The sequence below is a fragment of the Enterocloster sp. OA13 genome (assembly GCF_022440595.1).
In the GTDB taxonomy this organism is placed as follows: Bacteria; Bacillota; Clostridia; order Lachnospirales; family Lachnospiraceae; genus Enterocloster; species Enterocloster hominis.
In genome coordinates, this window is the sequence record NZ_JAKNTF010000001.1 from 6,889,662 (window position 1) to 6,904,064 (window position 14,403).

Sequence of the window (14,403 nt, forward strand, 5' to 3'; positions counted from 1 at the left end):
GGAGGTGATTACTTGAACATACAGATTGACAGCCGCGAGAAGGCCCGCGCCATCCGGAAGATTGTGGCGGAGTTCGACCGCCAGGGTGTGGACCATTTCGTATCAAAATTATATGTCGGGGATTATATGAATTATGATAATCCCCGGTTGATCATAGATAGGAAACAGGACCTGACGGAGCTGTGCGGGAACGTCTGCCAGGGTCATAACCGGTTCCGGGATGAAATCCTGCGGGCCAGGGAACATGGGATTGGGATCATCATCCTGTGTGAACATGGCCGGGGGATTGAATGCCTGGAGGATGTCATATGGTGGAGGAACCCCAGACGGATAGAACGGTATAGGGACGCGCATACAGGAAGATGGACGGAGCAGGAGACAAAGGCTACTACTGGGGATAAGCTCTATAAGATTTTATGCACGTTTGAGCGTAAGTATGGCTGCCGGTTCCTGTTCTGTGAGAAGAAGGATACCGGGAAACGTATCATAGAACTGCTGGGTGGTGACGGCCATGACCAGTGAGGAGATAAAGGTGGCCTACAGCATGAGGGATGTAGTGGAGCGGTATGGATTCCATCCGAACCGGGCAGGGTTCATCAGCTGTCCGTTCCACCAAGGCGATAGGACACCATCCCTTAAAATTTATGAAAAAGACTATCATTGCCACGCCTGTGGGGCCAATGGGGATATCTTCACATTTGTGCAGATGATAGAGGAGATATCCTTCAGTAAAGCATTCAGAATGTTAGGAGGTACCTATCAGCCGGGGAGCCAGAAGGCACTACAGGCCAGAAGGATACAGTACTTAAAAGCGAAGCAGGAAAAGAAAGAGGCTGACAGGCGGTTCCGTATATGGCACAGGGACAGGATTGGGGAAGTGTGCAGGACCCTCAGGATGCTTGATGGGCTGCTCCCAGTGATGACACCGCTCACGGAGGAATGGGTAGCGGCGGTTAACCTGAGGGAACACAACCGGTATAAGTATTCAATCCTGTCATTCGGGGACAGGCAGGAACAGGAGGAGATGAGGGAGTCGGATGGATGACGTAGTCAAGGTTTACACCAAGGATGAATTTAATACAGAAGAACCTTACCGCTTCCTGTTTGAGCACCGCGATTCAGGGTTTACATACATGCAGCTGTATAATGAGCTGAATGCAAATGCGGAAAAAGTAGGATTCAGGCGGTTCGGTACCATGGTAAAGGCATACTTCGGCCAGCATGAGGAACGTAAGGGCGGTATCAGCAGTGTGGTGAACAACCTGACCAGTTTCAGGGACCAGCCCATTGAACTGTTCACCGGGGACTGGATTGCCAATGATGATGGGATTGTCCGGCGCAATGACAACCAGGGCATGGATGTTGCCTGTGTGCACCCAATCCTTCCGGTACAGCGCCTGGTAAACATTGATGATGGGACGGTGAGGCTTAGGCTTATGTTCCGGCGGGATTTCAAGGGCTGGAAGGAGGTTGTGGCCAATAAGAGCACACTGTTCAGCGCAAAGGAGATTAAGAGGCTGGCAGATAAGGATATCTCCGTGTCGGATAAGAACGCGTCATATATGGTGGAATATCTCCAGGACCTAGAGGACCTGAACCACAACATCATACCGGAGTCACAGTCCGTCAGCCATCTGGGATGGACCTCAAACGGGCTTTTCAGTCCTTATATGGACAGCCTGGAATTTGATGGGATGGATAGTTTTAGGAAGGTATTTGAAGCCGTGCATCCATACGGGAATTATGAAAAGTGGCTTGAAGTTGCCAAGGCCGTCAGGAGGACGGATTCTGTGGCTAGGATAGCGCTTGCCGCTGGATTTGCGTCCGTGATAATAAAGACAATTGAGAAACTAAACTTCATCCTGCATTTTTGGGGACGTTCCGGGACAGGGAAGACAGTCGCACAGCTCCTGTCAGTGTCTGTATGGGCGGACCCTAATGACGGAGCCGGGTATTTCCAGACATTCAACGGAACCCTGGTGGGGCTGGAGCAGCTGGCTGGATTTGTGAACAACCTCCCACTGGTATTGGATGAGTTCCAGCTTGTGAAGGATAAGAAGTCATTTGAGCAGACCGTATACATGCTGTGTGAAGGAATCGGGAAGACCAGGGGGGCAAAGACCGGCGGGCTGCAGAAGACACCCACCTGGAAGAACTGCACCATCACATCTGGAGAGTCACCCATTACACATGCCGCTTCAGGCGGCGGGGCTATAAACCGTATCATTGAAATCGAATGCAGGGCCCCACTTTTTGTGGATGTCGTTAAAGTCCTTGATATCATCCGGGCAAACTACGGACATGCAGGGAAACTCTTCATGGCATTCATGTCAACGGAACAGGCCAAGGAAAAAGCCACCGGACTTTATAAGGGGTTCTATCAGGCCCTCGGGACAGCGAGCACGGAAAAACAGACCATGGCCGCCGCCATCCTCCTGACAGCAGATGCGCTGGCCACCGAATGGCTGTTCTGTGATGGCCGGGGCCTGACCGTGGAGGACATAGAACCATACCTCCATACAAAGGAGGCCGTTGACGTTGGTGCCCGTGGCTATGAGTATGTCCATGATTTCTATGTGAGTAATTCCGCTAAGTTTGAGGGTAATACAGACCCATGCTTTGGCTCCACATCTGGGGATGAGGTACGTATCATCAAGAGTGTGTACGAGCGTATATGCGATGAGGGGGGATACAATCCCAAGGCACTGCTGTCATGGTTGGACCAGACTGGCAGGCTCTCCAAGGGAAAGGACAACCTGTATAAATCAGCAAAGGTCAACGGTAAGGCTGTGCGCTGTGCGTGTATCAATATGGCGGAGCGTGTTTATAATCAGGAGGAATTTGTACCAACTGAAGATGGAGAATTGCCTTTTGATTGAGTTGGGTTACAGAAATCTATAAGCCGGTCACAAAAATCAGAACTCTTTTGTAACCCCAAAAACCTAGCATCCATGCGGGTTTGAAGGGTGCGGTTACAAAGTTACAAGTGTTACAAGATTTTTATAAGCTTATAGGAGGGCGTATATGTATGAGAAAAACCGGTGTGGTTTTGATATTATATATACCCCGCGCACGTGAGAGAAAAACGTTGTAACCTTGTAACTTTGTAACCGATGATAAAAAACCTAGTGTTTATGCGGGCTTGAAGGTATAAAAGTGGTTACAAATCCCTGTAACCGGTTGTGACCAGACAGGAGGAGAAGTGGATAATAAAATTGTATCAAATATATTCAAGGATGTATATAACCGGTTTTGGAAAAAATGGCGCGATAATGTTCCTTCCAGGGATTCAGACCAATGGAATGTCCTATTAAGTGAGGCGGATGCCGTCAAGGCCAGATATGGCACCCGATTGGTCAGGAAGTGGGAAGGCCCTACCCCGACCATGGAGGAGGAACCGATAGCGGCGCCGATTGTCAACTGGTTCATGGATGAGCTGGAGGCTAGGGAACGGGAGAAGTATGGGAAGGAGCGTCAGGATAATGGATAGTGGCATGACGGTAAAAATCAACCCCAAGGAATTGACAGAATATATAGCCAATATCGAAAGCAGGAAGACATGTAGTGAAAAAGCAACGGAGTTATTTGAAACCAGAGGAAAGGATTTCTGCGTGGGATTAATCCTGCATCTGGTCATGTATGTTTCTGGGAGCTATGAAGGGATTAAAAATGCCTAAGGTAAAAGAAAAGAAAACAACTGAAAAGCTAAAGGTATACATTTGCAGCGAGTGCGGCAGGGAGATAAGCGGGGACCACGTATATACCAGGACCAGGCGGCGGACGGAATTACATATACACTTCGGCTGCATGCCGGTGGGAAGGAGAGGACAGGATGAAGGTTAGGATATCAATGCCAGGAGTATATATGGTGATGGATATGGAAGAGGGCCAGGCGCGGGCGGCGTTCCGTAAATTGGCGGAATCAATGTGGCTGATTGGGAGCAGGGGACAGAAGCCGCAGGAAAGCGTAGCTGTGGAGCCGGAACCGGTCCAGGAGCAGACAGAAGAAGTCCATCCAGGTCAGGAAGGCCAGGAGGTTGGTACAGTGGTGGAAGCTGCTGGAACCTCGGAAGAGGAAGGCGGGGAACCGGCGCCTAAAATCATCTCTTCAGGGTATGGCGGGTATCTATACATGAAATGCCCTGTCTGTGGGAAGACCAGGGGGTTCTGTGCCAAGGCACGTCTGAACAATTACCGGTGCGGATGTGGGGCTGTGACGAGGATGGAGAATATGGTCCCGCTGTACATGAAATGTGAGTGCGGCAGGCAGGCCAGGTATCTGACCAACATGACGGAACCTGAATTTGACATGACCTGTTATGACTGCGGGGCCCCGGTTGCAGTGGAGTGGAACGAAAAGAAACAGATGTATGAGACGATGAGATAAGGAGGGATATACCATGTCAGAAAATACGATTGAGAACAACAAGGTAAGCGTGATTGGTGAGGTTGTAACAGGATCCACCTTCAGCCATGAGGTATGCGGGGAGGGATTCTATATGATGGACATTGCAGTGAAGCGTCTGAGCGGCCAGGCCGACATCCTCCCGCTGATGGTATCTGAGCGGTTGTTGGACGTACACCAGGACTATTCAGGAAGCACCATTGAGGCGCTGGGCCAGTTCCGTTCCTACAACCACCATGAAGGTGTGAAGAACAGGCTGGTGCTTTCCATTTTTGCCCGGGAAGTCCGTTTCATGGAGGAATTTACGGACTATACAAAGACAAACCAGATATCCCTGGACGGCTATATCTGCAAGCCGCCGGTTTACCGCAAAACTCCCCTGGGCCGTGAGATTGCAGATATCCTTCTGGCAGTCAACCGTCCATATGGCAAGTCTGATTACATACCATGCATCAGCTGGGGGAGGAATGCCCACTATGCATCCGGTCTTGAAGTGGGGGACAGGGTCAGGATATGGGGCCGGATACAGAGCAGGGAATACATGAAACAACTGAATGGGACCGAGAGTGAGAAGCGGATTGCGTATGAAGTCTCAATCAGCAGAATGGAGGAGGTTGGGGATTATGTTGGTTAGACAGATTGATAGGGATGAGGCCTTGGGCCTGGCAGCCAAGGGGATGGAGATAAAGGTACTGGCGCCGAATACCCCAGAGCCAACGTCCTGGACGGACTATGCACCGGATACACTGCAGAACCTGCTGGACGGCTGCCTGTTCTTTCGGGATGAGGTTACCCCGGTCCGGCCGTCCGGTGATGCCCCAGTCAAAAAAGCCGATGACGCCCGCCTGGAGAACAGGCCAGTGGCGGATGGTGGTACCAAACGGGTCAAGAGGGTGGATACCGGGAAACTTCTGGCGCTGTATAAGGCAGGATGGAGCCAGAAGAAGATTGCCGAGGAACTTAAGGTGGCACCATCCACGGTCTGTGCCTACCTGAAGAAGATTGAAGAGGGACAGAATCATGAGAAAGATTAAACTATTCCCGGCGCATCACACAGAGCTGCGGATTGATGTATCGGATGAGATGGAGAAGGATTACCAGGAGTGCCGAAGGATGGCGCAGTCACAGGGGAGTGGTAAGGACTGTAATACCTGTAGCTGGAGGTCGGTGGAGATTGAAGACACAGGGTTATGTGAGTGGCCTGAGGTGATGAGGCTGATGGAGGAGGGAGATGGGAAGTGGGAGGTACCTGATTGAGAAAGAAAGCAGACAGTAAGCAGTCCAAGGCCAACAGGGTCTTGCGGGCATCGGCCGTGGCGGCATCGGCTGAATCAGCCATCCGGGAACCGCCGCCGGACACGTGGCCTGTGAGGATGCCGCCCTATGCATACACCAGTCTGTGCCCGGACTCGGAACTGCGCAGGCCGCCGGAAGGGGTGATACGGTACTATGAGACAGTGCTACATAGACAACGGGCGCCGCGGCTGTGATGGACAGCGTAACAATAAGGGCAGGATACGGTATGGATGCTGGGCGTGTCCGTACCTGGATGTGGGAGGAGGTGATGCCGATGAAACAGGCAGAAGCGTTGGAGGAGGTGGCCAGGCTGGCCGCGAAGGAAGCCCTTAAGGAGCATGAGAAGCAGCTCAGGAGGGAAAAGAGGATAAAGGTATTCCAGAACACCAAGAAGCTGATGGAGAATTATAACCGCATTTGTCAGAGCGTGGAGGAGGGGGTGGCAGAACTGTCCGATATGGATAATGGCGATGAACTAGAGGAGTTCACGGAGGAGGATATCTTTATCAACAGCATCCTCAAGAGTAAGCTCCGGAGTATTGTCATGATAGGACACATAGACAAGTGCCTGCAACTCCTGGAGGACGAGGAGTGCCGAAAGAATACGCATGAGAAGTATCTGGCATTCAAGTATTTCTATCTGGATGGGATGACATATGAGAGTATTGCAGAGATTTATGGATATGGGGAACGGACGGCCAGGCGGTGGATAACAGAGCTTACGGGAATACTCAGTGTATATCTCTTTGGGTCGGATGCCCTCATGTTGGATTAGGGGCTTGACAGGAGCGTGTCAAAATCGTGTCCTTGTCATGTCCGCTTGGACGATTTATAATTGTAATATGCAAGATTGGGTGATACGAAAAAGGCTTGATTTTGCACTCCCCCACAATGAGCGGCTGTCCGGTATGTAACTGGATGGCTGCTTTTGTTTTATGAAGGAAAGAGAGGTATTTTTTATGAATGAGAAAGCAAGCTGTATTACGATTAACTGTGGGTGCTGCGGGAGTGGTAACAGTGACACGGCACCAACACCTGTAACGGGAGATGGCACGCCAGTGGGAACAATTCTTCCCTATATGGGCACTAAGGCACCACAGCATTACCTGATTTGTGACGGGACAGTGCTTAATATTGCAGATTATGAGGTGCTGGCGCATCAGATTGAAGACGAGTTTGGTTCGGTGGATTATTTTGGTGGAAATGGAACCGAGACCTTTGCAGTGCCAGATTTGCGAAATGAGTTCTTGAGGGGGTATCGTGGGGACGCGGAGGAGCAATTATCTGGAGAGATTGGTAAATGTCAAGACGCAACACTGATTCCCAATGCATGGACCTATATAGGAAATTCAGCCTCTTCAACGTTTTATCTTGTTGGTGAATTGGACAATAATGCAGATAATACAGTTAAAAATGCAGACACACTGTTGATAGCAAAATCATCATATGGGGGAACTGTGGCAGTATCAAAAGAATTGTTTGCTGTTGACCGATTAGTGAAGTATTCTACTAGGCCAACTAACGTTGCCGTACTCTACTGTATCAAGTATGAGTAAGAAAGGACAGGGTAATAACATGAGCGAGAATAGGTATTGTTTACAGATGGTGGCATGTGATGGTGGTTGTGGGAATGATAGTACCTCAGGCGGTGGAATGGGTACAGAGAATGTGTATTCTACTGAAGAGACAGTGTGTGGTACTTGGATTGATGGGAAGCCAATATACCGGAAGGTTCTTTCTGGACACCTGGAAATCAATAGTGGAAATGCCTGTGTATTTACAGATGTGTCAGATTTGTTTATTGAAAGATTGATTAATTTGTATGGGAATATGATTGATAATCAAGGTGTAGGGCATATTACAATGCAAACATCATACAATTCAGCACAGGGAATAAATGCGTCTGTGAATATGTTTTATAAGAGTACAACGAAGAAGATACACTACCATTTCTTAAATTGCGGGGGAGCTTATTCTGGATGTACAGCATATGTAGTCCTAGAATATACAAAGAAAACTGACGGCGCTTCTTAAATGGTCAGACAGATTACGGCTGCCAGGTGTCATACCCTGGTGGCTGACTAACCGGTATTGTGTAATCCCTCATAAGACAGACCTGTACTTTACGGGACAATGCCGCAGGGTATACAAGCGGTGAGGTATCTGGTTTTATCCCCCATGACGTTTTCCAGATTCGTTGATTTTTCTCCTTTGGATTAGTCCTTGCAGTGATGCGGGGCTTTTCTTTTAAATTAATATGTGGTAAGATACGAAAGAAGTCTTTAATAGAGGAAAATTATATGTCCACGTTAAGAGAGAAAAGAGAAATGGAAAACAAAATTAAACTTGATAATATACAACAATTACATAATGCAGTACTCCAATTTTCTAACAACACAATGGAAATAAAAAAATTATTAGTTAGTGTATTGATAGCTTTTTTTACTATTGTTGTAGCTATAGACAATAAATTTGAAACGTTTGCTGATTTTCATATAATTATTTTGAGCGTTATTATAATATTATTTTGGTTGTTAGATGCACAATCTTATTATTATCAAAAGAAATTGCGTAGCCGTATTTCAAAACTACAAAGTGAGTTAAGCGAAAGTGTTAAATATGAAGAAGTTAAGACATGCAAACTTGTAATTATAAGCATATTTAATGTGTCTATGTTTATATATTGGGTTGCTTTGGGAATTGTTCTATTATTAAGAGTGATGGTGCTGAAATGAAGAAAATATTTGTATCTTATACTTACAGGGATAAGAATGTAAATAGAGAATTCCTAAGAAAAGTTCAAATATTTTTAAAAAAGTATTCTATTCCATACATTGATATTTTTGATAATAAATCATTAACCCCACAATATAATATTTTGCAGAGATTATCTGAAAGTGACATACTTTTGGTTATAAATTCAGGGGAGAGGGCAGAATCGAAATGGGTAAATACCGAAATACAATTAGCCAGTATTCTAAATAAGAAAATATTATATATTACTAGTGATTCTTTTTTTGAAAAAGAAGTATTAGAAAGAATAAAAAGAGAACTTGCTAAACAGGATAAGTGAAGGGCCACCTCCGGGCGGCTCTTTCCCATACCCCAAAACAAACAAAGGAAAGGCCGCCTAATCGGCCGCCTCATCCCTACAGAGTTCATCCAGTGTGACGCCCAGGGCATCCGCCAGTTTGATTGCAGTATCTACCTTGCAACGGTCAAACCTCTCTATGTCTTCGATTGTCCGTTGTGGTACGTTGGCCAATTCGGACAGGGCACGGATGCTTAAGCCATGGTTATTTCTTATCTTTTTTAAGTTCATGGTATGACCTCCTTATCCTGGGGAGTGTACAGCACAGTACATAAATGGAGCAGCATATCACAAGAATGCATGACGGGATGGACCAATCTGTACCGAGGGCGTAAATAAGGGTGAATATTAATAGTACTGTATCAAACTTCATTGATTAAATTTAGCTGATGTGGTAAGATTTTATTAGGAGGGGAGATTTCTCTCCCCGGTGTCCTATTTGAGAGCTTGTATCAACTGTGCGATTGCGGTAATCAGAGCGGCGGTGGCGACCATGGCTTTGATTATTTGGTTGAACAAGTTCTCATTTTTCTTTTGTTTCTTACCCATCGGCTATCCTCCTTTCCTTTTGATAATACAATTATACCACGTTATAACGTGGTAGTCAAGCGGAATATGGATATTTTATAAGTTTGTTGCATCTGCTGATACTGGTAGGTGCTATTTTATTGCATGAAAGAAGGTGAACCTGATGGCATTAACGCCAAAACAGAAAATATTTGCGGATGAGTACCTGATAGACCTGAATGCCACCAGGGCCTACAAGGTGGCGTATCCGAAGGTCAAGAAGGATGAGGTGGCAAAAGCTGCAGGGAGCAGATTGTTAACCAATGTTAACGTTGCAGAATACATACAAGAGCGCATGAAGGAGCGGGAAAAGCGTACTGAGATCACTCAGGACAGGGTGCTGCAGGAACTGGAAAAACTGGTCCTGTTCGACATCAGGAAGTTGTTTGACAGTAATGGAAAACCAGTGGATATATCAATACTTGATGATGACACGGCTGCCTGTATTGCAGGGCTGGAAGTGGTGGATTATTTCGAAGGAGCTGGCGAGGAGAGGGAGTTTGCGGGATATGTAAAGAAGTATAAGCTGACTGATAAATTAAGGGCAATCGAACTGATGGGCCGCCATCTGGGAATGTTCAAGGATAAACTGGAGCTGTCCGGACATGTTGATACAACTAACCCTTACGCCGGCCTGACCACCGAGGAACTGAAGAAGCTGATACATGGTGGATAGGGAAATGATAATCAGGGGAGCGAAGATGGAACTTGCACGGCGTGAGTTCTTTTTTTATTGCAATCTCAAAGCCCCGGACTTCTACAAGGAGGATAGGAAGTATCTGGTAGATTTATGCGGCGGGTTCCAGGACTTCATCCAGTCTGATGATGAGGTGATGATAGTCAACGAGCCTCCCAGGCATGGAAAAAGCCGCACGGCCGGCCTACTGGTTGAATGGGTACTGGGCAATGACCAGACGCAGAAAATCATGACCGGTTCCTACAACGAGACTCTTTCCACCATGTTCTCCAAGAACGTCCGTAATGACATCCAGGAGGAGAAGGCGGATGAGAACCGGATTGTGTTCTCGGACATCTTCCCTGGGGTATCCATCAAGCGCGGTGACGGAGCCATGAACCTGTGGAGCCTGGAGGGCGGATACAACAATTACCTTGCTACATCCCCAACCGGCACGGCCACCGGATTTGGCGCCACGTGCTTTCCGCAGGGGATTAAAGTTTTTAGCGATAGAGGGAAAATTGATATTTCTGAAATATACAACGATAAAAACTGTATACGTATCTTGTCGTACGACCATAATAATGATAGACTTAGATATAATAGAGTTGTAGCAAAAAGGAGGCTTATATCTAGTGAATTCATTGAAGTCACAACCAGTACAGGAAGAAAAATCAAATCAACCGCAGACCATAGATATTATACGAGAGAATACGGATATTTGGCGGCGCGAGAACTTAAAAGGGGATATACAGTTAAGACCGCAGAGATACAGGGGAATATGCGTTCAATGCGGACAACCCAAAAAGGGAACCGGAAAACTATGCAGGGCATGTTACGACAAGAACAGGACTGTAAAAATAGGTTTAACTTGTTCACGCTGTGGGAAAGAATATCAAGTATTAAAATATCAACACGAAAAAGCAGTGAAAAACGGTTATGTGGAGTCGTATTGTTCAAAAGAGTGTTCTTGCAGAGCCAATGCAGAGAAACAGAAATCAGTCAAATGCCCAATTTGTGGGGAATATGTACCAAGAGGAAGAAAGTACTGTTCAGATGCCTGCAAAAAAATCGGTTTAAGAAATCGAAGGGACTTAGGAAATCTTATTTGTCCTGTTTGTGGAATCGATTTTCGACCAAGGTCACATCGGACGGTGTATTGTTCGGTGAAGTGCAAGAACAAGGCGCATTCACAGAAAATGCAAGGAAGTGGGAATTCTCATTACAGAGATGGCTCAAGCTATTTAAAAGAATTCGACAATATAAAACCATTTATAAAGAAAAGAGACAATTATGCTTGTCAAATTTGTGGCGAAAAGGAAAAATTAGTTCCAAACAAACGATATGGGATGATTACGAATTTGAGAATACATCACAAAGACGAAGATATAACAAACAATACAGAAGAGAACTTAATCACTCTTTGCCAAGAATGTCATATAAGATTACACAAGACGAAAAAATAATTAGAGTTGATTACATTAGCGAAGAAAATTATGTCTATGACTTACAGGTCGAAAGGGACAGTAATTTCTTCGCTAATGGTGTTTTAGTACATAATTGTTTGATTATCGATGACCTCATCAAGAACGCCGAGGAGGCCAACAACGAACTGACCAAGGAAAAACACTGGGCCTGGTTCACGGACACGATGCTGTCCCGTCTGGAAGAGGGCGGGAAGATTATCATTATCATGACCCGGTGGGCCAGTGATGACTTGGCAGGACGCGCGCTGGAGCATTTCAAAGAGGCAGGGGCAAAGGTGCGGCATATCTCCATGAAAGCACTCCAGAATCCGGATACACATGAGATGCTCTGCCCGGAGGTTCTATCCTATAAATCCTACCAGGCCAAGATACGGGCTATGGGAGCCGACATTGCATCAGCCAACTACCAGCAGGAGCCGATTGACCTAAAGGGCAGGCTGTACACCAGTTTCAAAACCTATTCAGGGGAGCTGCCACAGTTTAAGGAAATCCGCAACTATACAGATACAGCGGATACCGGCGAGGATTACTTGTGCAGCATCAACTACGGCGTTACCTTTGCCAATGAGGCTTATGTGCTGGATGTGCTGTATACTAAAGAGCCCATGGAGGTCACGGAGCTGGCCACGGCCAGGATGCTGTTAGAAGGAGCAGTCAACCTGGCCAGGATTGAGTCTAACAATGGTGGCCGCGGGTTCGCACGTAATGTGCGCCGTATCCTGGAGCAGGAGCTGGACAGCAATTACACTACAATAAAGTGGTTCACACAGACACAGAATAAACAGGCCAGGATATATTCCAACTCAGCTTGGGTGATGCAGCATATCTATTTTCCAGAGGATTGGAAGAACCGTTGGCCTGAGTACCATAATGCAATGATAAAATACCAGCGTGAAGGTCAGAACAAACATGATGATGCCCCGGATGCAACGACAGGGATTGCCGAGAACTGTGCCAAGAAGGGCGGCATATCGGTCTTAAAATAAAGGAGGTGGTGGGATGCCACAGGTTATGCCAATCGATATAGTAAAGGAGTTGATAAAGAGCTATTCTGTAGGGCACCGGCGTTTTGTCCGGGAATCCAAGGTGGCGGAACGGTATTATGAGAATAAGAATGACATCCTCTATGGCGTAAGGAAGAACCGGGATAATGACCCGTTGCGGAATGCGGACAACCGGATACCACGGAACTTCCATGGGCTATTGGTCAACCAGAAGGCGGCCTATATGTTTTCTGCCCCGCCACTATTTGATGTAGGTAATGAAAACATGAATAAACAGATTGCGGACATGCTGGGGGACAAATATGCCAAGGTATGCAAGGACCTGTGTGTCAAGGCTTCGAACTATAGGGTGGCATGGTTGCATTACTGGAAGGATGATGATGGCCAGTGGAAGTATGGGACCATAGACCCGAAGCAGATCATCCCGGTTTATTCCGCCGACCTGGACCGCCAGTTGGAGGCCGTGCTGCGGAATTATAAGACAAGGGATGCCGTGGATGGGAAGGTCATCTATGTATGGGAATACTGGACGGCAGAAAAATGCCATGTGTACAGGAAGAAGGGCAGTTCCATCTCAGAGTCGGGGCTGGAGGCCTACAACATATATGAGATGGCCGATTACCCGGAGGGAGGTATCCAGATGACCAATGAGTTTGAGCATGGCTTCGGGGAGGTCCCATTCATCCCGTTCTACAACAACAACATCCCCACGGATGACCTGGTCAATGTGAAGCCGTTGATAGACGCCTATGACAAGGTATTCAGCGGTTTTCTGAATGACCTGGAGGACATACAGGAAATCATCTTCATACTGACCAATTATGGCGGTGAGGATTTAAAGACCTTTGTAAATGAACTGAAGCAGTATAAGGCAATCAAGGTGGAGACCGATGGCACCGGGGCCGGAGGTGGGGTGGAGGCGCTGACAATCAGCATCCCGATTGAGGCAAGGGAGAAGTTCCTGGATATAACCAGGAAGGCAATATTTGAGCAGGGACAGGGAGTGGACCCGGACCCGCAGAAGTTCGGCAATACATCCGGCGAGGCACTGAAGTACCTGTATTCCCTCCTGGAGCTGAAGGCAGGGCTGATGGAGACTGAGTTCAAGCTGGGTTTTGGCCGGCTGGTGCGCGCAATCTGCCATCATCTGGGTTCTGAGTGTAAACAGATTACCCAGACCTGGACCAGGACGGCCATCCGGAGTGAATCAGAACTGGCCGACATCGCCACAAAAAGCGTAGGCGTCATTTCACACAAGACCATCCTCAAGAACCACCCGTGGGTGGAGAATGCGGAGGAGGAAGAGAAACAGATTAAGAAGGAAGAAGAGGAAGATGCCCGGAAGGTGGATGTCTACCAGCAAGCGTTTAAGCAAGAAGAGGAAGGTGGTGAGGAGGATGGAGAAACAGATTAAGATAGAAATTGATACAGAGGATTTGGACGATGCTTTGGAGAAAGCGAATAAACTTTTAGAACTTTTAAAGGATGTTCAACAGATTGTTTATTCGCTTTCTAATTCAAATAGTTAAAGTCCCAACTTTTTAAGCGTATACAGTTCTGTTGCTTTACCAAGCATATCTTCCCAATCTGTAAACGTTGTAACGGTGGCAACATGGCGGTCGAATGGTTCATCAGGTATAGCTTCAAACTCTTCCTGGGAATCCGCTTTGAAACCACCGGATTGTAAAAATTCGTCAAAAGACGAAAAATGTGTATACTTTCTCATGAATGATGGCGTGAAAAGTTCCGTAAAGGACACCTGTTTTGTTCGCTCCAGTTCTTTGGCGCCCTTTTCCATTTGTTTTAACTGTTTTTGTAACTTATCAAGACCAGTTATTTTTATACCAGACATAGCGCTCCCTCCTTCCTTTTTGTAC

Annotated in this window: 22 protein-coding genes; 20 read left to right on the top strand and 2 right to left on the bottom strand. The window is 46.9% G+C overall.

What is annotated here, in order from left to right:
• Positions 1-12: 12 nt before the first annotated feature.
• From MCJ35_RS31100 to MCJ35_RS31175, 16 genes are all read left to right on the top strand, one after another.
• Positions 13-522 carry an ERCC4 domain-containing protein gene (locus MCJ35_RS31100; RefSeq protein WP_025483651.1) on the top strand — a complete coding sequence of 170 codons (510 nt, stop codon included), beginning with the start codon at positions 13-15 and terminating at the stop codon, positions 520-522.
• Positions 512-1,045 (top strand): CHC2 zinc finger domain-containing protein, encoded by a 534-nt coding sequence (locus MCJ35_RS31105; RefSeq protein WP_025483649.1) that lies wholly within the window; start codon positions 512-514, stop codon positions 1,043-1,045. Before MCJ35_RS31100 ends, MCJ35_RS31105 begins: the two co-directional genes overlap by 11 nt.
• On the top strand, positions 1,038-2,879 hold the full coding sequence (locus MCJ35_RS31110; protein ID WP_025483647.1) for a DUF927 domain-containing protein: 1,842 nt from the start codon (positions 1,038-1,040) through the stop codon (positions 2,877-2,879). Before MCJ35_RS31105 ends, MCJ35_RS31110 begins: the two co-directional genes overlap by 8 nt.
• Before the next feature lie 323 nt (positions 2,880-3,202).
• Positions 3,203-3,490 (top strand): hypothetical protein, encoded by a 288-nt coding sequence (locus tag MCJ35_RS31115; RefSeq protein ID WP_025483645.1) that lies wholly within the window; start codon positions 3,203-3,205, stop codon positions 3,488-3,490.
• Positions 3,483-3,677: a hypothetical protein gene (locus MCJ35_RS31120; RefSeq protein ID WP_025483643.1), complete on the top strand. Its 195-nt coding sequence runs from the start codon at positions 3,483-3,485 to the stop codon at positions 3,675-3,677. The genes MCJ35_RS31115 and MCJ35_RS31120 overlap by 8 nt, the downstream gene beginning before the upstream one ends.
• On the top strand, positions 3,670-3,843 hold the full coding sequence (locus MCJ35_RS31125) for a hypothetical protein (RefSeq protein ID WP_240299760.1): 174 nt from the start codon (positions 3,670-3,672) through the stop codon (positions 3,841-3,843). The genes MCJ35_RS31120 and MCJ35_RS31125 overlap by 8 nt, the downstream gene beginning before the upstream one ends.
• Positions 3,833-4,387, top strand: a complete 555-nt coding sequence (locus MCJ35_RS31130) for a hypothetical protein (protein ID WP_025483642.1) — start codon at positions 3,833-3,835, stop codon at positions 4,385-4,387. The genes MCJ35_RS31125 and MCJ35_RS31130 overlap by 11 nt, the downstream gene beginning before the upstream one ends.
• Positions 4,388-4,400: 13 nt before the next feature.
• Entirely contained in the window at positions 4,401-5,039 is a 639-nt protein-coding gene (locus MCJ35_RS31135) for a single-stranded DNA-binding protein (RefSeq protein ID WP_025483641.1), read from the top strand.
• Positions 5,029-5,439, top strand: a complete 411-nt coding sequence (locus MCJ35_RS31140; RefSeq protein ID WP_025483640.1) for a helix-turn-helix domain-containing protein — start codon at positions 5,029-5,031, stop codon at positions 5,437-5,439. The genes MCJ35_RS31135 and MCJ35_RS31140 overlap by 11 nt, the downstream gene beginning before the upstream one ends.
• Complete coding sequence (locus MCJ35_RS31145; protein ID WP_025483639.1) at positions 5,426-5,662, top strand: hypothetical protein; 237 nt, start codon at positions 5,426-5,428, stop codon at positions 5,660-5,662. The genes MCJ35_RS31140 and MCJ35_RS31145 overlap by 14 nt, the downstream gene beginning before the upstream one ends.
• Positions 5,659-5,895 carry a hypothetical protein gene (locus tag MCJ35_RS31150; protein WP_025483637.1) on the top strand — a complete coding sequence of 79 codons (237 nt, stop codon included), beginning with the start codon at positions 5,659-5,661 and terminating at the stop codon, positions 5,893-5,895. The genes MCJ35_RS31145 and MCJ35_RS31150 overlap by 4 nt, the downstream gene beginning before the upstream one ends.
• Complete coding sequence (locus MCJ35_RS31155; RefSeq protein ID WP_025483636.1) at positions 5,895-6,476, top strand: helix-turn-helix domain-containing protein; 582 nt, start codon at positions 5,895-5,897, stop codon at positions 6,474-6,476. Before MCJ35_RS31150 ends, MCJ35_RS31155 begins: the two co-directional genes overlap by 1 nt.
• Positions 6,477-6,660: 184 nt before the next feature.
• The gene (locus tag MCJ35_RS31160) at positions 6,661-7,257 is read left to right on the top strand and encodes a phage tail protein (RefSeq protein ID WP_240299761.1); all 597 of its coding nucleotides are present in this window, start codon (positions 6,661-6,663) and stop codon (positions 7,255-7,257) included.
• Positions 7,258-7,276: 19 nt separating this feature from the next.
• Positions 7,277-7,735 carry a hypothetical protein gene (locus tag MCJ35_RS31165; protein WP_155858409.1) on the top strand — a complete coding sequence of 153 codons (459 nt, stop codon included), beginning with the start codon at positions 7,277-7,279 and terminating at the stop codon, positions 7,733-7,735.
• 266 nt (positions 7,736-8,001) lie between these two features.
• Positions 8,002-8,436: a hypothetical protein gene (locus MCJ35_RS31170; RefSeq protein WP_025483633.1), complete on the top strand. Its 435-nt coding sequence runs from the start codon at positions 8,002-8,004 to the stop codon at positions 8,434-8,436.
• A complete protein-coding gene (locus tag MCJ35_RS31175) occupies positions 8,433-8,774 on the top strand; it encodes a TIR domain-containing protein (RefSeq protein ID WP_240299762.1) in 342 nt (113 codons plus the stop codon). The genes MCJ35_RS31170 and MCJ35_RS31175 overlap by 4 nt, the downstream gene beginning before the upstream one ends.
• Positions 8,775-8,831: 57 nt before the next feature.
• On the opposite strand, the gene MCJ35_RS31180 is transcribed toward MCJ35_RS31175, so the two are convergent.
• The gene (locus MCJ35_RS31180) at positions 8,832-9,023 is read right to left on the bottom strand and encodes a helix-turn-helix domain-containing protein (RefSeq protein ID WP_025483631.1); all 192 of its coding nucleotides are present in this window, start codon (positions 9,021-9,023) and stop codon (positions 8,832-8,834) included.
• Between the two features lie 460 nt (positions 9,024-9,483).
• Here MCJ35_RS31180 and MCJ35_RS31185 point away from each other — a divergent pair, with 460 nt between their 5' ends.
• Genes MCJ35_RS31185 through MCJ35_RS31755 form a run of 4 tightly spaced genes read left to right on the top strand, consistent with a single transcriptional unit; the run spans position 9,484 to position 14,055 of the window.
• Positions 9,484-10,035: a terminase small subunit gene (locus tag MCJ35_RS31185; RefSeq protein WP_025483630.1), complete on the top strand. Its 552-nt coding sequence runs from the start codon at positions 9,484-9,486 to the stop codon at positions 10,033-10,035.
• Positions 10,025-12,508 (top strand): phage terminase large subunit, encoded by a 2,484-nt coding sequence (terL, locus tag MCJ35_RS32475; protein ID WP_155858408.1) that lies wholly within the window; start codon positions 10,025-10,027, stop codon positions 12,506-12,508. The genes MCJ35_RS31185 and terL overlap by 11 nt, the downstream gene beginning before the upstream one ends.
• Positions 12,509-12,521: 13 nt before the next feature.
• Positions 12,522-13,940, top strand: coding sequence for a phage portal protein (locus MCJ35_RS31205; protein WP_081739080.1), 1,419 nt, complete (start codon positions 12,522-12,524; stop codon positions 13,938-13,940).
• A complete protein-coding gene (locus tag MCJ35_RS31755) occupies positions 13,924-14,055 on the top strand; it encodes a hypothetical protein (protein WP_275891652.1) in 132 nt (43 codons plus the stop codon). The genes MCJ35_RS31205 and MCJ35_RS31755 overlap by 17 nt, the downstream gene beginning before the upstream one ends.
• On the opposite strand, the gene MCJ35_RS31210 is transcribed toward MCJ35_RS31755, so the two are convergent.
• Positions 14,052-14,378, bottom strand: a complete 327-nt coding sequence (locus tag MCJ35_RS31210; RefSeq protein WP_025483628.1) for a hypothetical protein — start codon at positions 14,376-14,378, stop codon at positions 14,052-14,054. The genes MCJ35_RS31755 and MCJ35_RS31210 overlap by 4 nt on opposite strands.
• Between the last annotated feature and the right edge of the window lie 25 nt (positions 14,379-14,403).